Here is a 20047-nt window from a genome sequence, read left to right on the forward strand (position 1 = left end):
ATGTTGAAATATGATATACCAGGTTTAGGAGAAATATATATTGAAAATGTTGTTTTCGATTATAACGGCACCATTGCAGAGGATGGCGAGCTTATAGAAGATGTTGGTGAACTTTTAACAGAGTTGAAGGAATACAGCAATGTATATATACTCACTGCAGATACCTATGGAACTGTAAGAGAAAAATGCAGTCATCTAGGTGTTATGATTAAGACATTTCCCACAGGGAAAGCTTCTGAATACAAGAAAGAGGTGGTTGTAGATCTTGGAGCAGATAAGACAATCTGTATAGGTAATGGTTTCAATGACATTGAGATGTTTAAAGTTTCAAGGTTGTCAATAGCTGTTGTTTCAAGAGAAGGATGCAGCGGAAAATTGCTGGCCCATGCAGATGTGGTAGTACATTCTATAAAAGATGCCATTGATATTTTGTTAAATTCTGATAGATTAAAGGCAACTTTGCGAGAGTAGGAACATGAAGATAAAAGTGAAGATTGGGAATATTGTAGCAAATTACTTCAATTCTATTGTTTAATATGCTATATTATTCATATATAACCTTATTCATAATATATCATTATTTTGGATATTTAATAAAGGTGAACTTATGAATAAAGCAAAACATACCTTTCTTATTGCAGCATGTGTAGCTCTAGCATCTCAGTTTAATTTTAAATGTTTCGTTCCAGGTTTTATAATTACACTTTCAGTAATATTACTGCCAATTTTTTTATATAATTATGTGGAGCTTAATCCCATAGTAGTCTGCTTTACAACAGGTATAGTATCACCCCTTTTCAGGGGAATTATTGAATATTTGGAGATAAAAGATGCTGTAACTACGTGGGTTATGGTAGCTCCAGATGTTTTTTTCTATTTTTCCTATGGCATCTTTTACTATTTTTTATATTACAAGGAAGTAAAAGAAGATCTGACAAGATTCTTTACAACTGCCTTCTTTTGCGATTTTTTATCTAATATAGTCGAGATGAGCATCAGGATAAATATAAGTAGCATGAGTTTTGAAATAATAAGGAATTTGATGGCAATAGCTTTAGTTAGAGCTTTCATTTCAGTAGGGGTTGTAATATCCATAAAGCACTATAGGGCATTTCTTGACAGGGTAGAGCATGAAGAGAGATACAGAAGACTGGTTTTACTCACATCCAGCTTTAAAAGCGAAATTTATTTCATGAGCAAGAACATAAAAGAAATAGAAGATGTTATGAAAAAATCTTACTATGCATATAAACTAATATCTGAAAATGATTATCCGGAAGAGTTGAAGCATTTGGCATTGGATATATCAAAGGATGTCCATGAAATCAAGAAAGGATATCTGAGGATAATTAGCGGTTTGGAAGAGATATCAAAGGATAAAACAGATGAAACAAGCATGAGTATCAGAGATATAATAAGGATTTTGGAAATAGACACAAAGGATTTTATTAGGTTAAACAAATTAGATATTCAAATATATTTCAATACAAAGGTTGATTTTTATGTAGAAGAGCATTACTATCTCATGTCTATACTGAAAAATCTGATAAATAATTCTATAGAAGCTTTAGAAAGAAGAGAAAGGGGTTTTATAAAGCTTAATGTATGTGAGAGTGGAGAAGATTACATTTTTATAGTTTCAGATAATGGTGAAGGGATTAAGCCAGGGAACATTGATTATATTTTTAATCCTGGTTTTTCTACAAAGTTTGATGAAAGTACTGGGAATATCGGAAGAGGCTTAGGTCTTGCATTGGTAAAGGATTTAACAAACAGTATTTTTTATGGAAGTATAACCGTTCAATCCGAAGTCGATAAAGGGACAAGCTTTACCATAACTATTCCAAAAAATGTGTTTAGGGGAGAGAATGATGAAGTATTATATTGTGGATGATGATATAAACATTGTAAAAATTCTCAGTAATATTATAGAAGATAATAACCTGGGTGATGTAGTGGGATACAGTTATGATGGAGAAACGGCATATAAGGAGATTCTTGCTACTAATCCCGATATTGTTTTGGTAGATCTTCTGATGCCTAAGCTGGATGGCAATACTTTAGTTAGAGAGGTAAAACAACTGAGAACCAGTATTAATTTTGTAATGGTTTCTCAAGTTTCAGATAGTCAGCTTATAACTGAATCTTATAAGTCAGGTATTGAGTTCTTTATAAGTAAGCCATTGAATAAAATTGAAGTAGAAAAAGTAGTCAACAAGGTTGCAGAAAAAATCAAACTGGAGGAAATGCTGAACAATATACGAAAAGTGTTCAGCAATGTGGATAGAAGGTTGGAGAATATAGATAAGCGGGATAGAACAAAGGAAATAAGATATATCCTCAGTATGCTGGGTATGCTGGGGGAAAAAGGGACAAATGACATAATAAACACATGCACATATCTGATCAATATGAAGAAATCTTTTAATGAATGCTCAATGGATGAAATATGCAAATATTTGAAAGAAAACTCGAAAACTGTTAGGCAAAGAATGAGACGAGCAATGAAAGAAGGTTTAAAAAATCTTGCTAATACGGGCCTTGAAGATTATGGAAATGAATACTTCCAAAGATATGCCAATATGCTTTTTGATTTTGAAAGTGTCAAGGCTGAAATGGACTTTATACGAGGGAAGAGAAATAATGGCGGAAAAGTTAATATGGGGAAGTTTTTTGAAGGTTTGATTTTGTTGTCTGAAAAAGAATATTAAATATTTTTTTGAAGCATTATGAGTTTTTTTGAAGTTTTTTGAATATTCCATCATATAATTTATAAAAGCCATCTGGCTTCATAAATTAAGGGAGGGATATTGATGTTCAAAAAAACTCTTGCATTATTATTGGTTAGTTTGATGATTGTTACATTGGCTTTATCAGGATGTTCAAAACCAGCTACAGAGACAGGTTCTCAGGCAGGAGGAGCAGATGCCTCAGCAGGAGATGTTATCAAAGTAGGTTGGATGGGATCATTGACAGGAGACCAGGCAGTTTGGGGACAGTGCGAGTTAGATACCATAAAGATGCTCTTTGAAGAGATCAATGCAAAAGGTGGAGTTTTGGGCGGCAAAAAACTCGAAGTAATAGGTTATGATACTAAAGGTGATCCACAGGAAGCAGTTAACGTTGCCAAAAGACTTACAGGACAGGACAAGGTTGTTGCTATCCTAGGACCTAATGCCAGTGGCAGTGCTATACCAATAGCTCCTGTTTTGGAAGAGGCAAAGGTGCCTGATATTGCAACAGTTGCTACAAATCCAAAGGTTACTGTATTGGATGGCAAGGTAAAACCCTATAACTTCAGAGTATGCTTCATTGATCCATACCAGGGAGCCGTTGCTGCAGGATATGGTTATGATGTGCTCGGTTTTAGAAAAGCTGCAATTTTATATGATGTGGCCGATGATTATTCTCAAGGGCTAACTGAATTCTTTGAAGAGTTCTTTACAACTAAAGGTGGAACTATAGTTGCCAAAGAAGCATTCAAATTCGGTGATGTTGATTTCAGACCTCAGCTAAGCAAAATAAAAGATGCAAATCCAGAAGTGCTGTTCCTCCCTGTATTCTTTAAAGAAGCAGCACTTATAGCAAATCAGGCGAGAGAACTTGGCATAACAGCACCCCTTATGGGTGGAGACGGTTTACCTTCTGAACAACTATTTACAATGGCTAAGGATGCAGTACAGGGTACTTATATAGTAAACCATGTAGATTATGATGATCCAGAGGTTCAAGATCTAAAGAGCAGATATAAAAATAAATATGGAAAAGAGTTAGAGCTAAATGGATACTTGGCTCATGATGCAGTTGTTTTATTGGTAGATGCTATAGAAAGGGCTGGATCAGCCGATTCTGTAAAGATAACCGAAGCTCTTGAAACTGCAGATGTAAAAGGTGTTACAGGCAGGATAAAGATAGGAAAAGACACGCATAATCCAGAAGGAAAGGAAGCAGCAATAGTTAAGATAGAAGGGGACAAGTACGTATTCCAGCAGAAATACTCTGCTAAACTTGACTAGAATTAAATTTGCAGTTTGCATAAAAGGGGATTATATCTCCTTTTATGCAAATTTGAATAGTAAGGGGTGAAGAAATGTCACAGTTATTACAGCAATTAATCAATGGTCTCTCTATAGGTAGCGTTTATGCACTTATGGCAGTTGGTTATTCTCTGGTTTATAGCATTATGAACTTCAGTAACTTTGCTCATGGTGGCGTTATAATGCTGGGAGCTTATTTTGGTTATTATTATTTGACCTCAGTAGGTTTACCATTCCCTATAGCATTCATTGCATCAGCTTTGACTACCTGTGTGCTTGCAGTGATCATAGAAAGAGGAGCATATAAACCCTTAAGAGAGAGAAAGGCTCCGTTTTTATATTTCATCATTTCTGCCATGGGTACCTCCATATTTTTAGAGAACATAGTAATAGCTACTATTGGTCCTACCTTTAGAACCTATCCTGAGGTATTATCCAGGACTCCTATACAACTGGGGAGTGTTTCTATAGGAAGATTGGACTTGGCTATGTTCATCATTTCTGCCATATGTTTAGCATTGTTGGTATTTTTCATTGATCATACTAAGATGGGTAAAGCTATACAAGCAACAGCCTATAATATAAAAGCCAGTGCATTGATGGGCATTAATACGGATTTAGTAATAATAGTTGTATTTGCTCTTGGAGGATTTTTTGCAGGAATAGCAGGAGTTTTATTCGGAATGAAATATACTGTTTATCCTCAGATTGGAGTAATAACCAATAAATCTTTTATAGCAGCAGTATTCGGAGGTTTAGGAAGCTTACCGGGTGCTGTTATAGGCTCAATTTTGCTGGGTGTAATAGAGACCATAACATCAGGATATCTTTCCTCCCAGTATAGAGATTTAATTGCCTTTGTTCTTCTCATCGCTGTCCTAGTCTTCAGACCTAGAGGATTGATGGGCAAGGTAACAGAGGATAAGGCATAGAAGGGAGGCGGAATCATGGATCTGAACTATATTACGGGTATATTGACTCTTGCGGGAATAAACCTGATGGCGGTACTGGGGTTATCGCTTTTAACAGGGTTTACAGGAATGTTTTCCTTTGGGCATGCAGGATTCATGGCCATAGGTGGTTATACATCAGCTATGATGACAGTCAAATTTGGCTTGCCTTTTATACCTGCCCTTCTCATAGGAGGATTGGTAGCAGCCTTGGTAAGCTCTGTTATAGGAAAACTCACTTTAAACCTGAAGGGAGATTATTTCTGTATAGCTACACTGGGATTCGGAGAGGCTATCAGATTGATTTTAGATAATGTCCAGTACTTTGGAGGGGCCAGAGGTTGGCCCGGAATACCGCATCATACCAATTTGCTTAATGTAGTCATTATTAATATAGTGGCAATCTTTATTCTGGCCAACATAGTAAGATCAAAGCATGGAAGAAACATGATTGCTGTAAGAGAAGAAGAACTTGCTTCTCAAATAGTAGGTATAAATGTATTTAGATATAAGCTTATTTCTTTGATGATAAGCGCTGCATATGCCGGTATTGCAGGAGGTCTTATGGCCCATTACATGACCTTCCTTCAGCCGAAGATGTTCAGTTTGACTAAGTCTACAGAGTTGACAATAATAGTAATTTTTGGAGGCTTAGGCAGTATATCCGGCAGCGTCCTTGGAGCGTTGGTGCTGACGTCATTGCCTGAAATATTGAGGGCTTTTTCCAATTGGCGTTTAGTAATTTATGGATTAGCTGTTGTCATAATAATGATAACCAGACCTAGTGGATTGATGGGTGGATATGAATTAACTCCTTCAAGCATGAAGACGCTTTATACGAGGATGAAGAATAAGAATAAAGGCCTTCCAAACCAAATGGAAGGAGGAAAGACCATATGAACATTCTTGAATTGAAAAATCTCACAAAAACCTTTGGCGGTCTTACTGCTGTCGGCAATGTGGACTTTGAAGTACCAAATGATGGTATAAGCGGGTTGATAGGACCAAACGGAGCAGGAAAGACAACCATATTCAATCTTATAACAGGAGTCTACAAGGTTACTGATGGAAGAATAATATTCAAAGGCAAAGATATAACCAATATGGATCCATATAAGATCGCAGGAAGCGGCATTACAAGAACTTTTCAGAACATAAGGCTTTTTAAGAAGCTGACGGTGTATGAAAATGTCTTGACTGCCTGCCACGCCAATGCCAATTATGGCCTTTTTGAAGCCGTGGTGAGGACACCAAAATGCAGGAAACAGGAAAAAGAACTGGAAGAAAAGGCCAATGATCTTCTTGATATTATGGGGCTTTATGATAGAAGAGACCTTATCGCAAACAATCTTCCCTATGGACTCCAAAGAAGATTGGAAATTGCGAGAGCATTGGCATTAAATCCTGAATTGCTGCTCCTTGATGAGCCTGCGGCAGGCATGAATCCAGATGAAACAGTTCAGTTGATGACTCTCATCGCAGACATACGATCTAAGTTTAATTTAAGTGTTCTTATAATTGATCATCATATGGATTTGATAATGGGAATATGTGAAAAGATAATGGTACTTAATTTCGGTTGCAAGCTTGCTGAAGGGACCCCTCAGGAAATTCAGAACAATCCTAAGGTTATTGAAGCATATCTAGGAGTGGAGGGGTAGAGTATGTTGAATGTTGAAAAATTAAACGTATATTATGGTGGAATTCACGCATTAAAAGGAGTCAGCTTGAATATAAACAAGGGTGAAATTGTAACTATAATAGGCTCTAATGGAGCGGGCAAGTCAACTTTATTAAATGCTATATCAGGATTTTTGAAGTATAAAGAAGGGTCAATAAGTTACAAAGGAGAAAAGCTGCCCATAAACCCTAATAAGGTTGTTAAGATGGGAATTTGTCATGTTCCTGAAGGAAGATTGGTATTTGCGAATCTCACTGTTGAAGACAATCTCATGCTGGGAGCTTATCTGAGAAAGGATGCCAAAAAGATCAAGGAAGATTTAGAGAAGGTATATACTCTTTTCCCAAGGTTAAAGGAAAGACAAAAGCAAATGGCAGGTACCCTAAGCGGAGGAGAGCAACAGATGCTGGCTATGGGCAGAGGATTGATGAGTGATCCTGAAATTATGCTATTGGATGAACCTTCATTAGGTCTTGCACCACTATTGGTTCAAACAGTATTTGATATTATACTGGATATAAGAAAAATGGACAAAACCATATTATTGGTAGAGCAAAACGCATACAAGGCATTGTCTATTGCTGATAGAGCTTATGTGCTTGAACAAGGAAGAATCAAAATGGAAGGATCGGCTAAAGAAATTGCTGAGAATCCTGTGATAAAAGAAGCATATTTAGGTGCCAAAATATAGAACATAGAGGGATGAATTCTATCCCTCCATGTTACCTTTAAGCCCTATTTCATCAGCTACCTTTCTCATGCCTTTGATGGTTTCATCTATTATGTAATTAATGTCCATACCTAGCATTTCTACACCTTTTTCAATTATTGATCTGTCAACACCTGCAGCAAAGCCTTTCTGACCCCATTTCTTTTTTACAGATTTTACTTCAAGATCCAGTATGCTTTTGCTTGGTCGCAAAAGTGCTGTTGCAGTGATGAGACCTGTCAATTCATCAGTTGCATAAAGAATTTTTTCCATTTGGTGGATAGGTTCAACATCTGTGCATATTCCCCAGCCGTGGCTGACTATAGCATGTATGTAATCTTCAGGATAGCCTTCCTCCTCAAGTATTTCCCTGACTTTAGAACAGTGTTGTTCAGGGTACATCTCATAGTCCAAATCGTGAAGTAAACCTATGATAGCCCATTTTTCCTTATCTGGTTCATCTAATAATTCCGCAAAATGCTTCATTACCGCTTCTACAGCTAGTGCGTGTTTAACTAAGCTTTCGCTTTTGTTATATTTTTTTAGGAGCTCGAAGGCTTCAGCTCTTGTAGGTTTATCTTTATTCATTTTTTAACCTTCTTTCCTAATTTTATTATAGTTATTATTAAGAATAGTAAACTCAAATGCAAATTTTGTCAACATGGAAAATATCCAAATCATACAACACAAAAACATATATAAAAATGCTAATAATATAATTGTCATGAAATATGACAATTATGTTTGGAAAGGAGAGATAAAATGGGAAAAAACAGAAAACTCATTAATCTCATGACAACTGTTCTGATACTTTCCTTCATATTTTCCATTGGCTCTGTGAATTTAGCTGAAGCACCAAGTGAAGATAAGAAGCCATTCCCAAAGGAAGAAAGGATTACTAAGTCATTAGAGCAATTGGTTGAAAAAGGTGTACTCAAACCTGAAGATGTGGAAAAGATAAATAATTATTTGAAGATTGAAAGAGAAGAAAAGAGAAAAATGTTTGAACAGATGAAAAACATGACTGAAGAACAAAGAAAGGAGTTCATAAGAAATTATAGAAAGGACAAAGTAGATTTGTGGGAAAAGATGGTTGATGATAAGATAATCACAAAAGAACAAGCAGATGAAATCAGAAAATTACTTCCTCATCATAGACATGAAGGCTGTAAGAGAAAACAACAATAAATTTAGCCGGGGATAAGCCCCGGTATTTTAATTGATATAAATAATTATGCAAAAATATTGCAATAATACAATTGTAGTAGTATACTATACTACAATAGCATACTAAGTATAATAATTATGGATTTTAGTTACAGAAAGGAAGTCAACTATGTTTACTGTATTTATATTGAATTCTAATAAGAAGCATCATCACCATCATAGTGACAGGGTTTGTATTCTAGGCATATAATTATGCATAGGTACAATCCCTGATTCTGTTTTGAATTTTGGGGTTGTACCTATGATGGTTAAGATATAAAAAAAAGAAGCCATATAGGTATACCTATATGGCTTCTTTTTTTAAAAAACCATAGGAAAGTATAATTATACCTTAATATAGACTTTTTGTAATGGGTTTCAAGAAAGGCTTCCTTGTTATTAATATATTTTAAATAGAAGCCTTTCTTATGCAGCAATTAATGGCAGGAGGCAGGAAAAGTAAATGCAATTTTTAAGGATTGAAGATGAAATAGGCTATTTAAAAAAAAGATATGAAATCAAAAAAAAGATAGAAGATATGTTTTTGAATGAAGGTTATGTTCAGATTGAACCTTCCATATTTGAAGACTTTGATATATTTGAACATGTGAATAAATGGCTTAAGAAGGAATCTATGGTTAAGGTAATAGGAGGTAGCTCTGATGTATTAATTCTTAGACCTGACATAACAACCAATATAATAAGGAACCTGATACCAAGATGGCAAGAGGGTTTTAAATTGAAATTATTTTACAATTCATCTATCTACAGGAATCAGGAGATTGTAAATATAAGGGAAGTACGGCAGATGGGAATAGAATACCTAGGAGAGGATTCATTGAAAGCGGATAAAGAGGTTGTTCTCCTCGCATTAAAAATACTAGACAGCTTTGATAGCAGATTCATTTTAGAAATGTCAAATAGCAAGTATATCAATGGATTACTAAAGGAAATGGATATTGAGGAAAATCATAAGAGACATATAAAAGATTTGATATACCGCAAGAATAGGCAAGAGCTGGTAAGTTACATGGGGATTTTAAATGTGCCAAAAAGCATTTATGATACATTAGCAAGTATTACAGATTTGCAAGGCAAAATTGAAACAGTGGAGGTAAAAGCAAAGCTATATTATTTGAATGATGAGATGATGGAAGCTTTAGATGAAATCAAAGCCATTAGTAAGCTCATAGAAGAAAAAGGATATAAGAGCAATGTGCAGGTGGATATGTCCTTGATCACTGAGTTGGATTACTATGATGGCTTGATTTTTAAAGGATATCTCCCACAATCCTATAAATCCATAATCAGCGGAGGAAGATATGACTCCTTTACAGGAATATTTGGTAAGGAGGTTCCAGCTATAGGATTTTCAATAGATATGGATGAGTTGACAGAAATTAATTATGAGGAGGGATAGCAAAGTTGGATTATATAAATATAGCCCTTGCAAAGGGAAGACTTGGTGATGAAGCATACAAACTTTTGAAAGCTATAGGTTTAGGAGAATCAATAGTACCTGAATCTCGGAAGCTCATATTTAAGGATGAAGAGCGGAAGATCAGCTTTGTATATGTAAAACCATCGGATGTGGTTACATATGTGCAAAACGGTGTCGCAGATCTTGGAATTGTAGGCAAGGATGTCATCCTTGAAAGTGATAACGATGTATATGAAATACTTGACCTTGGATTTGGAAAATGCAAGTTTGCAGTAGCAGGGATAAAGGGAAAGAAAACCTATAAAAAGGATGAGGTGCTTAGGGTAGCTACCAAATATCCCACAATAGCAAAAAAATATTTTGATGAAAAAGGTCAAAAAATCAAGATTATAAAGCTTAATGGTTCAGTGGAGCTGGCACCGTTGGTTGGACTTTCGGATGTAATAGTGGATCTGGTTGAGACTGGGAATACCTTGAAAGCTAACGGACTTGAGGTTTTTGAGGATATGTTTGGCATTACTGCCAAGCTTATATGCAACAGAGTCAGCTATAGATTCAAATATGACAGGATCAGTAAATTGATAGAGAGTATAAAAGAGTGGGAGGGGATGTATTATGAGGATAATTGATATCTCTAAGGAGAAGGATTTCTTAAATAAGCTTTTTGACAGAAGTAAATTGGAAATGGATGAGGTTAATAAAAAAGTAGATAAAATCATATGGGATGTGAAGCAGAATGGGGACAAAGCTCTAAAGGAGTATACAAAAGAATATGATGGTTTAATGTTGGAGAATTTATTGGTATCCAAGGAAGAGATGGAGGAGGCTATAAAAAATACAAGCAGAGATCTATTGGAGGATTTGACTAAAGCTAAGGAAAACATAATGAAGTTCCACAAGAAGCAACTAAGAAATTCCTACTCACTTTATGAAGAGGAAGATATAATACTGAGTCAGTTGATAAGACCGTTGGAAAGAGTGGGGATATATATCCCAGGTGGAAAAGCCGCATATCCATCAACAGTGTTGATGAATGCTATACCTGCCAAAATAGCAGGAGTGAAGGAAATAGTCATGATAACTCCTCCTTGCCCCGATGGCAGTATTAAGCCTTCCATACTTGCAGCGGCTTCCATTGCAGGGGTTGATAAGATATATAAAGTGGGAGGAGCTCAGGGTATAGCTGCTCTGGCTTTCGGCACCGAAAGCATACCAAAGGTGGATAAAATAACAGGTCCCGGCAATATCTACGTAGCCATGGCAAAGAAAAAGGTCAGCGGCTATGTAGGAATTGACATGATAGCAGGACCCAGTGAAATTTTGATCATAGCAGATAAATGGGCAAATCCCAAGTATATAGCTGCAGATTTAATCTCTCAGGCAGAACATGATGAAATGGCAGCAGCCATATTGGTGACAGATTGGGAACCTATGGCATATAAGGTCATGGAGGAAATAGAGGTTCAGCTACAAACCATTGATAGAAAAGAAATAGTAAAGAAGTCTCTTGAAAACTATGGTGCAATAATTGTTACCAGCTGCATGGCTGAGTCGATGGATGTGGTAAATGCGATTGGACCAGAGCACCTGGAGATACTTACGAGAGATCCCTTTGAAGTATATAAAGGAGTAAAAAATGCTGGAGCAATATTTTTAGGTGAATATTCTCCTGAAGCTGTAGGAGATTATTTCGCAGGGCCAAACCATACATTGCCTACCAGCTCCACATCAAGATTTTCTTCACCATTGGGTGTAGACGATTTTATTAAGAAGACATCTTTGATTTACTACAGCAAAACCGCCCTGGAAAGATCAAAGAATTCAATTGTGAGGATAGCAGAGGAAGAAGGCTTGACAGGTCATGCCAATTCCATAAGGGTTAGATTTGGGGAGGTAGAGTTGTAATGCAATTAGTAAAAGAAAGCATAAAAGGATTAAAGGCTTATAGTGCAAATCAAGGATCATTCAGAATCAAGCTGGATGCCAACGAAGGCAAGAACATATTATTCAAGGATATAACTTCGGAAGGTCTTAAGTTTGAAGAGGATTTCTACATCAATTATTATCCGGATAATGATGCAGTAAGGCTTAGAGAAGAACTAGGAAACTATGTTGGTGTGAATCCTAGAAATATATTAGTAGGCAATGGTTCAAGCGAGCTTATCGAATTGGTTATAAAGACCTATGTGGATAAAGGTGAGGTGATAATGGGCTTTTTACCCAGCTTCAGCATGTATCAGATATTCAGTCAGATACATTCTGCCAGATTCATAGGAGTGGAGAGCAATGAAGATTTTACCGTTGACATAGACCTTTTGATAAAACGAGCGAAGCAAATGAATCCTAAGCTCATATTGATATGCAATCCCAACAACCCTACTGGACATTTGATAGAACAAAAAGATGTCAAAAAGCTGTTAGAGGAGACTGATTCAATAGTAGTGGTGGATGAAGCCTATATGGAGTTTGCTGAGGGATCCATGGTTCAAGAGGTCTCCAAATATAGAAATCTTATAGTATTGAGAACATTGTCTAAGGCATTAGGCTTAGCAGCAATAAGGCTTGGATATATGATAGCCTGTGAAGACATCATCAAAGTTATAAACTGTGTAAGAGCACCCTATAACCTCAATGCCATAACTCAATATGTAGGTGTTTTAGCCCTAAAAAACAAGGATAGAATCTATGACTATGTAGAGGAAGTAAAAAGGGAGAGGGCATTTTTGTATGATGAACTGAGGAAGCTTCCATTTACAGTGTATAAGTCTTATGGGAATTTTATACTTATTAAATCCGATATCGAAGATTTGGGAGAGAAGCTGGCAGCACAGGGAATACTTATTCGAAGCTTTTCCGGGGATATGAGGCAGTACTATAGAATAGCTGTAGGAAACAGGAGTGAAAACCAGGAGCTTTTAAAGTCACTGAAGGAGATAGTTAAAGATGAGAAAGTTTAAGGTAGAAAGAAAAACTTTGGAAACGGATGTAATGGTGGAAATAAATATGGATGGAAGTGGAAATAGCTGTATAGATACAGGCATAGGATTTTTGGATCACATGCTCAATCTTTTGGCCTTTCATGGTTCCTTTGATTTGAACATAAAGTGCAATGGAGATATTAAGGTAGACGGACATCACACCGCTGAGGACATAGGAATAGCTTTAGGACAGGCTTTTAATAAAGCATTGGGGGATAAGAGAGGTATAAACAGATATGGAAATTGTTATATACCCATGGATGAAGCTTTAGCAAGAGCAGTGTTGGATATAAGCAATCGCTCTTATCTGGTCTTCAATGCAGATTTTAAGAGTGAAAGGATAGGAGATATGAACTCTCAAGACTTCAAGGAGTTTTTCAGAGCCTTTGCAAATGAGGCAAGGATTACGCTTCACTTAGAAGTATTGTACGGTGAAAATGATCACCATAAGATAGAAGCAGCGTTTAAGGCCTTTGGAAGAGCATTGAGAGAAGCTATACAGATTACCTGTGACAGTGTTTCATCATCAAAGGGGGTCTTATAGTGAACATCATAATAGATTATGGATTAGGAAATCTGGCATCAGTGTCAAGGGCCTTTGAAAGAGAAGGTATAGAATGCAAGATTTCCAGAGATGTAGAAGAGATAAGAAATGCAGATTCTTTAATATTGCCTGGGGTTGGGGCCTTCCAATATGCCATGAGTTCCCTGGAAGAAATGAAGCTCATACCTGTTATAAAGGAACATGTGGATAGAGGGAAATATCTATTGGGAATTTGTCTCGGCATGCAGCTTTTATACGAAAAAAGCTATGAGAATGGGGAACACGAAGGCCTTGGCCTCATAGAAGGAACTGTGGAAAAGTTGGATGTAAATTTAAAAGTACCTCACATGGGATGGAACAGTATAAGTTTTAATAAGCAAGACCCAATATTGAAATATATAAATGAAGGTAATTACGTTTATTTCGTGCATTCCTATTATATAAAATCATCCAACAGTGAATTGATAGCTTATGGAGAATATGAAGTGAGGGTTCCTGCCATAGTGAGGAAAGGAAATGTTTTGGGCTTTCAGTTCCATCCTGAGAAAAGCGGTGAAGTTGGAGCAAATTTGATAAAGGCATACAGGGAGATGATAAGATGATAATATTTCCGGCTCTTGATATAAAGGATAATAAATGTGTGAGGCTTACACAGGGTGATTTTGACAAGGTAAAAGTATATTCTGACAATCCTGTTGACATGGCTCTTAAATGGCAGGAACAAGGAGCCAACTTTTTGCACCTGGTGAATCTGGATGGTGCAAAGAGTGAGGAAATTATAAACAAAAAATCCATAGAGCAAATTGTAAAAATGCTTCATATTCCTGTTCAGGTGGGTGGAGGTATTAGAAGTGAAAGACATGTTGAGGAACTTCTAAACCTTGGGGTGAAAAGGGTTATAGTAGGTACCATGGCAATAGAGAATAGGGATCTGCTGAAAAAACTGGTATCAAAATATAAGGAAAGAATCCTGGTATCCATAGATGCAAAGGATGGAAAAGTAGCTACAAGGGGTTGGAAGGTAATAAGTAGCATTGATTCCTTGGAGTTGTGTAAAGAAATTGAAGCAATTGGCGTAAAAACCATAGTATATACAGATATAGCCAAAGATGGTATGCTGGAAGGTCCTAATTTTCAAATATATGAAACTCTGGTGAAAGAGACCAGTTTGAACATCATAGCTTCCGGAGGCATATGCTCTATGGAAGACATTGAAAAGCTTGACTCTCTGAACATGTATGGAGCAATAATAGGAAAAGCATTTTATGATAATTTGCTGGATTTTACGGAGGTAATGGAATGCTTGCAAAAAGAATAATCCCATGTCTTGATGTGAGACATGGAAGAGTAGTAAAGGGAAAAAAGTTTCAAAACATAGTGGATGTAGATAGTCCTGAAGTGTTGGCAGAATATTATAGCAACTGTGGGGCAGATGAGTTGGTGTTCTACGACATTACAGCTTCAAATGAGGAAAGAAAAACATCTCTGGAATTTGTGGAAAAGGTAGCAGCCAATATTAATATACCCTTCTGTGTAGGTGGCGGAGTATCAAGTGTTGATGACTTTACTGATATACTGCGCAGAGGAGCTGATAAGGTATCAGTTAATACAGCAGCTGTAGAAAACCCGTGGCTTCTGAGGCAAGCCTCAATGAAATATGGAGCCCAATGTGTGGTTTTATCCATAGATGCCAAGAAAAATGAGAAAGGCTCTTGGAGTGTCTACATAAAAGGCGGGAGAGAAAAAACGGATCTGGATGCCGTAGAATGGGCTGTAATGGGTGTGAGGCTGGGAGCCGGAGAAATAGTAGTAAACAGCATTGATGAAGACGGAATGAAAGAAGGGTATGATATAGAATTATTGAAGAGGATAACACAATCTGTAAATGTGCCCGTTGTAGCGTCGGGAGGGGCAGGAAGACTGGAAGACTTTTATGATGGCATAAAGTATGGCGGTGCTGATGCAGTACTGGCAGCTTCTGTTTTCCACTATGGAGAAATTAAAATACAAGATCTGAAAAAGTATCTAAAAGAAAGAGGGATAGAAGTTAGAATATGAACATAGATAAAATAATAGAAGAGATAAATTTTGACGATAGAGGATTGGTGCCTGCAGTGGTACAAGATGTAGATACCAAAAAAGTATTGATGCTTGCGTACATGAATGCAGAATCCATAAGAAAAACCCTGGAGGGAAAGAAAGTTTGCTACTATAGCAGAAGCAGGAAGGAACTGTGGATAAAAGGGGCAACATCAGGTAACACCCAGAAGCTTAAGGGGTTTTATTATGATTGTGACAAGGACAGCATTCTTTTAGAAGTGGAACAAACAGGGGCCGCTTGTCACACAGGTGAGTTCTCTTGCTTTTTCAATGAAGCAATACCGGCAGAAAATGAAGGAACAGATGTATTAGAAGAACTGTATATTCTTTTAAAAGAAAGAAAGAGAACTCCTAAAGAAGGGTCTTATACCAATTATTTATTTGATGAAGGTTTGGACAAGATACTCAAAAAGGTAGGAGAAGAAACCAGTGAAGTCATTATTGGAGCCAAAAATAAGGACAAGGAAGAATTAGTTTATGAAATAAGCGACCTTGTATATCATCTTTTGGTGTTGATGGTCAATGAAAATATTTCCGTGAAAGACATAAGAAAGGAACTGATAGAAAGAAGAAAAAGAAATGGAGCCTAACTACTATAGAAGAATGTTTGATGCTAAATATGACATATATGTTATTATCCAAGGAATTTTATTGAGGGAGAGTGCACATTGGCTTGGAGCACACCCCTCAATAGCTATGCAAAAACAGTTCACCAATTGCTGTAGGTAAAGTTTCAGATTATCTTGTTATATCCTATTTCAGTACCCCTCGTATTTTATTTAAACTATCTTTATATAGCACATAATAGGAAATCTTATCAATCATTTTGCTATATCCTTCCAAAGTGTAATATTCAAAATTATTTCTCAACCTATAAGCGCTTATAAAATATGATGCCATATTGGAGGCGCTTAAATCGGTTTTAATCTCATCCTTTACCGCTAAGTATGCTTTTGGAATGAGAGGTACATTTTCTAATTTCAAAAAGCTTTGCTGTAAATCCTTTATAAACTCCTGCTGCCTATATATCCTGCCTATATCACCTCGTCCGTCACTCCTGTATCTTAAGTATTCCAAAGTTTGAATGCCGTTTAGTTTAATGCTTCCTTGTCTTAACGTAAAACATTTTTTTAGTTCCGGATCCTTGATTTTTATGGTTTTTGGTATTGTTACCGTAAATCCCCCTAAAGCATCTACTCCTTTTTGTATAGCCTTGAAATTGAATACAAGGTAGTTGTCAATTTTTGTATCAAGCAATTTCTCCACAGAGTCTATACATAGATCGATGCCTCCATAGGCATAGGAAGCGTTGATCTTTTGATTGCCTCTTTTGTCAAGTTTTATAAGAGTATCTCTTGGTATAGATATGAAATTTACCTTATCATTTCTCATATTGATGAGAATTATGGCATCTGCTCTGGCAGGTTCATTCTTTCTGGCATCGATGCCGATGATAAGCAAATTTTTATTTGTAATACTCGGTTCCGTACTTACTTCATAATTTATGCTTTCACTGGGGGAATTTTCTTCAATAGTTTCTTTGTTGTTTTCATCAATGGAATTAATATCTTTGTTTTCATCAACAGCTTTATTATCATTAGTAATTATACCCTCATCTGTTTCCTGATTGTTGGATTCAATAACATTGCTGCTTAATTTGCTCATATTAATTCTGCTGCAAGCGATAAGAACTATTGGAATGCTTATTGCCAAAATCAAGGCAACTTTTTTTATTTGATTATTCATATGAAGGTATTCCACCTTTCACAATTATTAATATTGTTTAATTTATTATTTGCAGTTATGATTTTTCTTTTCAGAAAAAACTTTGTCAAATAATTCATTGTAAAAAGTAAAGAAAAAAGGCATCTTTGCGCGTCTAATGGTATAAATGTTGGTTAATGCAAAAGGAGGACACAAAGTGATAAATAAAAAAATATTAGTAGCAGCTGTACTGGTGTTGACTATATCTTTCGGTACCGGTTGTGTTTCGCAAAATAAGCGAGATATGGAAGATAATCCAAGTGTTGAATCAAATGTGAGTGAACCTAGAGACAATGATATTGTAAAGGAATATGAGAATATGATAAATAATGAAACTAACATTTCTCAGTTTATTTCATTTGTGGACAAGAATATTGAAAAATTGTCTCCAGAAAATGCATCGAAACTTATTGCAAAGTTGGAAGAATTACAAGAAATATATATTGGTCAGTTGGAGGATAAATATAATACAACTGAAAATCAAACTATATTATTTGAAGCCTTTAAATTTGGATTGGATTTAGAAAAACTCAAATACAAGAATATTGAAGATGAAGAAATAAAGGAACTTCTAAAAGAAACTGAAGAACTGGGCTACAAGGTTGAGATGGCAGAAGGTTCATTCTTTCCTGTGATAGATTATGGGTTTTATGAAAAGTATTCCGCTTATGTTACTGAAGACGTGAAAGACTATATTAGTATCATGGCTGTAGAATCAGGTAAAGCTCCTGCAAAGGATGCTGCCCTTGCTATAAGCTGGGGAGAGCTTTTGGAAAGAATATCGAAACAGGAAAGATTTTTAAATGAGCATAAGGAATCAGTAAAGTTCGAAAAAATTAACGAGTTGTATGGGAAATATATATTCTTGGCACTACATGGGCTAGATAATACTCCATTATTTGGTCGAAGCGACAACAGGTTGGATGATGAGGCTAAGGCAGCCTATGAAAAAGCTATAACAAAGGATAGTCAAGTTTCCAAAGTTATAAAGGAGTATTATGAACTAATCAAAAAAAATGGATATAAGATGACAGAAGAAGTGAAAAATTATAGGAACCAAGCGAATGAAAACTTGAAATAATTATTAAGGTTAAAACTATAACAATATTTGATTAATCATCATACTATGGTAAAATATTTACAAGATAAGCGATTATCAAAACAGGCAGTTGGCTTTAAGTCTGCTGCCTTTTCCATACATAACTATATGACATATTTCCTGGGAAATTGAGCAAATTTTTTACCTGTTTGTCATTATGAGTATAAGGAGCTGGACGCATGAAAATTGATATTCCTCATTATGTAAGAGGTATATTGGACAGGTTGATAGATAATGGATATGAGGCTTATATTGTTGGAGGTTGTATAAGGGATATATTGTTGAAAAAACATCCTGAGGATTGGGATGTGACAACTTCAGCCTTGCCTGAGGAAGTTATCAAAATTTTCAATGATAAGACAGTTGTGAATACCGGAGAAAAGTATGGGACAGTAACAGTAATAAATGGGGATGGCAAAGTTGAAGTTACAACATTTAGAAAGGAAGGAGATTATAGCGATGGACGTCATCCTGATTGGGTGAGTTTTGGAAACAATATAGAAGATGATTTGAGAAGGAGAGATTTTACTGTTAACTCAATGGCGTGGAATCCTATAAAAGGTATAGTTGATCCTTTTGGTGGAGAAGAAGATATTGCAAAGGGGACAATTAGGACTGTAGGAAATCCGTTGCATCGATTTTCTGAGGATGGGCTTAGAATGATGAGAGCCGTTAGATTTGCTTCAAATCTTAATTTTACCATAGTTGATGAAACCCTGGAGGCTATAAAGTATATGGCAGCCTCTATTAAGAATATAAGCATGGAGAGGATTAGAGAAGAATTTTTCAAGATTATTGTCGGAACCAATCCCAAATATGGACTTAATTTACTACTGGATACAAGGCTTATGGATTTTATTCTGCCAGAGCTGCTCATTACCATCGGCTTTCAGCAAAACAATCCTTATCATGACATGGATGTTTTTCACCACACTTTATGTGTATTGGAAAAGACCCCTCCTGTTTTGCACATTCGTCTTGCTGCTCTTTTTCATGATATCGGAAAACCTTATTGTTATACGGAGGACGAAGAAGGTATAGGGCATTTTTATGGTCATAATAAAAAGAGCGTTCAAATTGCAGAGCAAATTTTGAAACGGCTAAAAAGCCCAAACAAGCTAATCAGGAAGGTTTCTATATTAGTGGAGCATCATATGAGATATTACAATAGCAATGAAAGATATGAAATAAAGAAGCTAATTTGTGAAGTAGGAAAGGATAACATATTTGACTTATTGAGCCTTCAAAAAGCAGATGCCATGTGTAAAAATAAAGAAGGACTGATCGATAATGCTCACAATATGGAGAAGACAGTGAAGGAGATTATAAGCAATAATGAGCCTTTATGTTTACAAGATCTGGCTATCAATGGAGAGGATTTGATGAAATCCGGATTAAAGCCAGGTATAGATATGGGAAAAGCACTCAACGAGTTATTGAATATGGTTATAAAGAATCCCGAGTTAAATAACAAAGAAACCCTATTGACAATAGCGTTGAATAAATGGCTAAGTGCCAAATGTAATGAAAGATTTTAA

General features: G+C 36.1%; 22 protein-coding genes. 20 read left to right on the forward strand and 2 right to left on the reverse strand.

Annotation, left to right across the window (positions count from 1 at the left end; genetic code table 11):
• The 8 genes from BUB48_RS09530 (at position 1) to BUB48_RS09565 (ending at position 7359) form a co-directional block, all read left to right on the forward strand.
• Positions 1 to 471 carry an HAD family hydrolase gene (locus tag BUB48_RS09530; RefSeq protein ID WP_073026009.1) on the forward strand — a complete coding sequence of 157 codons (471 nt, stop codon included), beginning with the start codon at positions 1 to 3 and terminating at the stop codon, positions 469 to 471.
• A 136-nt stretch (positions 472 to 607) separates the two neighbouring features.
• Positions 608 to 1894: a sensor histidine kinase gene (locus tag BUB48_RS09535; protein WP_073026010.1), complete on the forward strand. Its 1287-nt coding sequence runs from the start codon at positions 608 to 610 to the stop codon at positions 1892 to 1894.
• A complete protein-coding gene (locus tag BUB48_RS09540; protein WP_242944195.1) occupies positions 1869 to 2711 on the forward strand; it encodes a DNA-binding domain-containing protein in 843 nt (280 codons plus the stop codon). Before BUB48_RS09535 ends, BUB48_RS09540 begins: the two co-directional genes overlap by 26 nt.
• Positions 2712 to 2813: 102 nt before the next feature.
• Positions 2814 to 4016, forward strand: a complete 1203-nt coding sequence (locus BUB48_RS09545) for an ABC transporter substrate-binding protein (protein ID WP_073026012.1) — start codon at positions 2814 to 2816, stop codon at positions 4014 to 4016.
• Between the two features lie 74 nt (positions 4017 to 4090).
• Positions 4091 to 4969, forward strand: coding sequence for a branched-chain amino acid ABC transporter permease (locus tag BUB48_RS09550; RefSeq protein ID WP_073026013.1), 879 nt, complete (start codon positions 4091 to 4093; stop codon positions 4967 to 4969).
• Between the two features lie 15 nt (positions 4970 to 4984).
• Positions 4985 to 5887: a branched-chain amino acid ABC transporter permease gene (locus tag BUB48_RS09555; protein WP_073026014.1), complete on the forward strand. Its 903-nt coding sequence runs from the start codon at positions 4985 to 4987 to the stop codon at positions 5885 to 5887.
• Positions 5884 to 6648, forward strand: coding sequence for an ABC transporter ATP-binding protein (locus tag BUB48_RS09560; RefSeq protein WP_073026015.1), 765 nt, complete (start codon positions 5884 to 5886; stop codon positions 6646 to 6648). Before BUB48_RS09555 ends, BUB48_RS09560 begins: the two co-directional genes overlap by 4 nt.
• Positions 6649 to 6651: 3 nt before the next feature.
• Positions 6652 to 7359, forward strand: a complete 708-nt coding sequence (locus BUB48_RS09565; RefSeq protein WP_073026016.1) for an ABC transporter ATP-binding protein — start codon at positions 6652 to 6654, stop codon at positions 7357 to 7359.
• A gap of 18 nt (positions 7360 to 7377) precedes the next feature.
• Here the strand turns inward: BUB48_RS09565 and BUB48_RS09570 are convergent, their stop codons facing one another.
• Positions 7378 to 7965, reverse strand: coding sequence for an HDIG domain-containing metalloprotein (locus tag BUB48_RS09570; RefSeq protein ID WP_073026017.1), 588 nt, complete (start codon positions 7963 to 7965; stop codon positions 7378 to 7380).
• A 174-nt stretch (positions 7966 to 8139) separates the two neighbouring features.
• Here BUB48_RS09570 and BUB48_RS09575 point away from each other — a divergent pair, with 174 nt between their 5' ends.
• From BUB48_RS09575 to hisIE, 10 genes are all read left to right on the forward strand, one after another.
• On the forward strand, positions 8140 to 8565 hold the full coding sequence (locus tag BUB48_RS09575) for a hypothetical protein (RefSeq protein WP_073026018.1): 426 nt from the start codon (positions 8140 to 8142) through the stop codon (positions 8563 to 8565).
• Positions 8566 to 9046: 481 nt separating this feature from the next.
• Entirely contained in the window at positions 9047 to 10003 is a 957-nt protein-coding gene (locus BUB48_RS09580; protein ID WP_073026019.1) for an ATP phosphoribosyltransferase regulatory subunit, read from the forward strand.
• Between the two features lie 5 nt (positions 10004 to 10008).
• Positions 10009 to 10653, forward strand: a complete 645-nt coding sequence (gene hisG, locus BUB48_RS09585; RefSeq protein ID WP_073026020.1) for an ATP phosphoribosyltransferase — start codon at positions 10009 to 10011, stop codon at positions 10651 to 10653.
• Positions 10640 to 11929: a histidinol dehydrogenase gene (gene hisD, locus BUB48_RS09590; protein ID WP_073026021.1), complete on the forward strand. Its 1290-nt coding sequence runs from the start codon at positions 10640 to 10642 to the stop codon at positions 11927 to 11929. The genes hisG and hisD overlap by 14 nt, the downstream gene beginning before the upstream one ends.
• A complete protein-coding gene (hisC, locus tag BUB48_RS09595) occupies positions 11929 to 12981 on the forward strand; it encodes a histidinol-phosphate transaminase (RefSeq protein WP_073026022.1) in 1053 nt (350 codons plus the stop codon). Before hisD ends, hisC begins: the two co-directional genes overlap by 1 nt.
• Positions 12968 to 13546 carry an imidazoleglycerol-phosphate dehydratase HisB gene (gene hisB / locus BUB48_RS09600; RefSeq protein WP_073026023.1) on the forward strand — a complete coding sequence of 193 codons (579 nt, stop codon included), beginning with the start codon at positions 12968 to 12970 and terminating at the stop codon, positions 13544 to 13546. The genes hisC and hisB overlap by 14 nt, the downstream gene beginning before the upstream one ends.
• Positions 13546 to 14148, forward strand: coding sequence for an imidazole glycerol phosphate synthase subunit HisH (hisH, locus tag BUB48_RS09605; RefSeq protein WP_073026024.1), 603 nt, complete (start codon positions 13546 to 13548; stop codon positions 14146 to 14148). The genes hisB and hisH overlap by 1 nt, the downstream gene beginning before the upstream one ends.
• Positions 14145 to 14864 (forward strand): 1-(5-phosphoribosyl)-5-[(5-phosphoribosylamino)methylideneamino]imidazole-4-carboxamide isomerase, encoded by a 720-nt coding sequence (hisA, locus tag BUB48_RS09610; RefSeq protein ID WP_073026025.1) that lies wholly within the window; start codon positions 14145 to 14147, stop codon positions 14862 to 14864. The genes hisH and hisA overlap by 4 nt, the downstream gene beginning before the upstream one ends.
• Positions 14846 to 15604 (forward strand): imidazole glycerol phosphate synthase subunit HisF, encoded by a 759-nt coding sequence (gene hisF / locus BUB48_RS09615; RefSeq protein ID WP_073026026.1) that lies wholly within the window; start codon positions 14846 to 14848, stop codon positions 15602 to 15604. Before hisA ends, hisF begins: the two co-directional genes overlap by 19 nt.
• Entirely contained in the window at positions 15601 to 16236 is a 636-nt protein-coding gene (hisIE, locus tag BUB48_RS09620; RefSeq protein WP_073026027.1) for a bifunctional phosphoribosyl-AMP cyclohydrolase/phosphoribosyl-ATP diphosphatase HisIE, read from the forward strand. The genes hisF and hisIE overlap by 4 nt, the downstream gene beginning before the upstream one ends.
• A gap of 163 nt (positions 16237 to 16399) precedes the next feature.
• Here the strand turns inward: hisIE and BUB48_RS09625 are convergent, their stop codons facing one another.
• The gene (locus BUB48_RS09625) at positions 16400 to 17392 is read right to left on the reverse strand and encodes an LCP family protein (RefSeq protein WP_073026028.1); all 993 of its coding nucleotides are present in this window, start codon (positions 17390 to 17392) and stop codon (positions 16400 to 16402) included.
• Between the two features lie 175 nt (positions 17393 to 17567).
• Here BUB48_RS09625 and BUB48_RS09630 point away from each other — a divergent pair, with 175 nt between their 5' ends.
• Entirely contained in the window at positions 17568 to 18491 is a 924-nt protein-coding gene (locus tag BUB48_RS09630) for a hypothetical protein (protein ID WP_084524472.1), read from the forward strand.
• A gap of 197 nt (positions 18492 to 18688) precedes the next feature.
• A complete protein-coding gene (locus tag BUB48_RS09635; RefSeq protein ID WP_073026030.1) occupies positions 18689 to 20047 on the forward strand; it encodes a CCA tRNA nucleotidyltransferase in 1359 nt (452 codons plus the stop codon).

The organism is Lutispora thermophila DSM 19022 (genome assembly GCF_900142105.1).
Lineage (GTDB): Bacteria > Bacillota > Clostridia > Lutisporales > Lutisporaceae > Lutispora > Lutispora thermophila.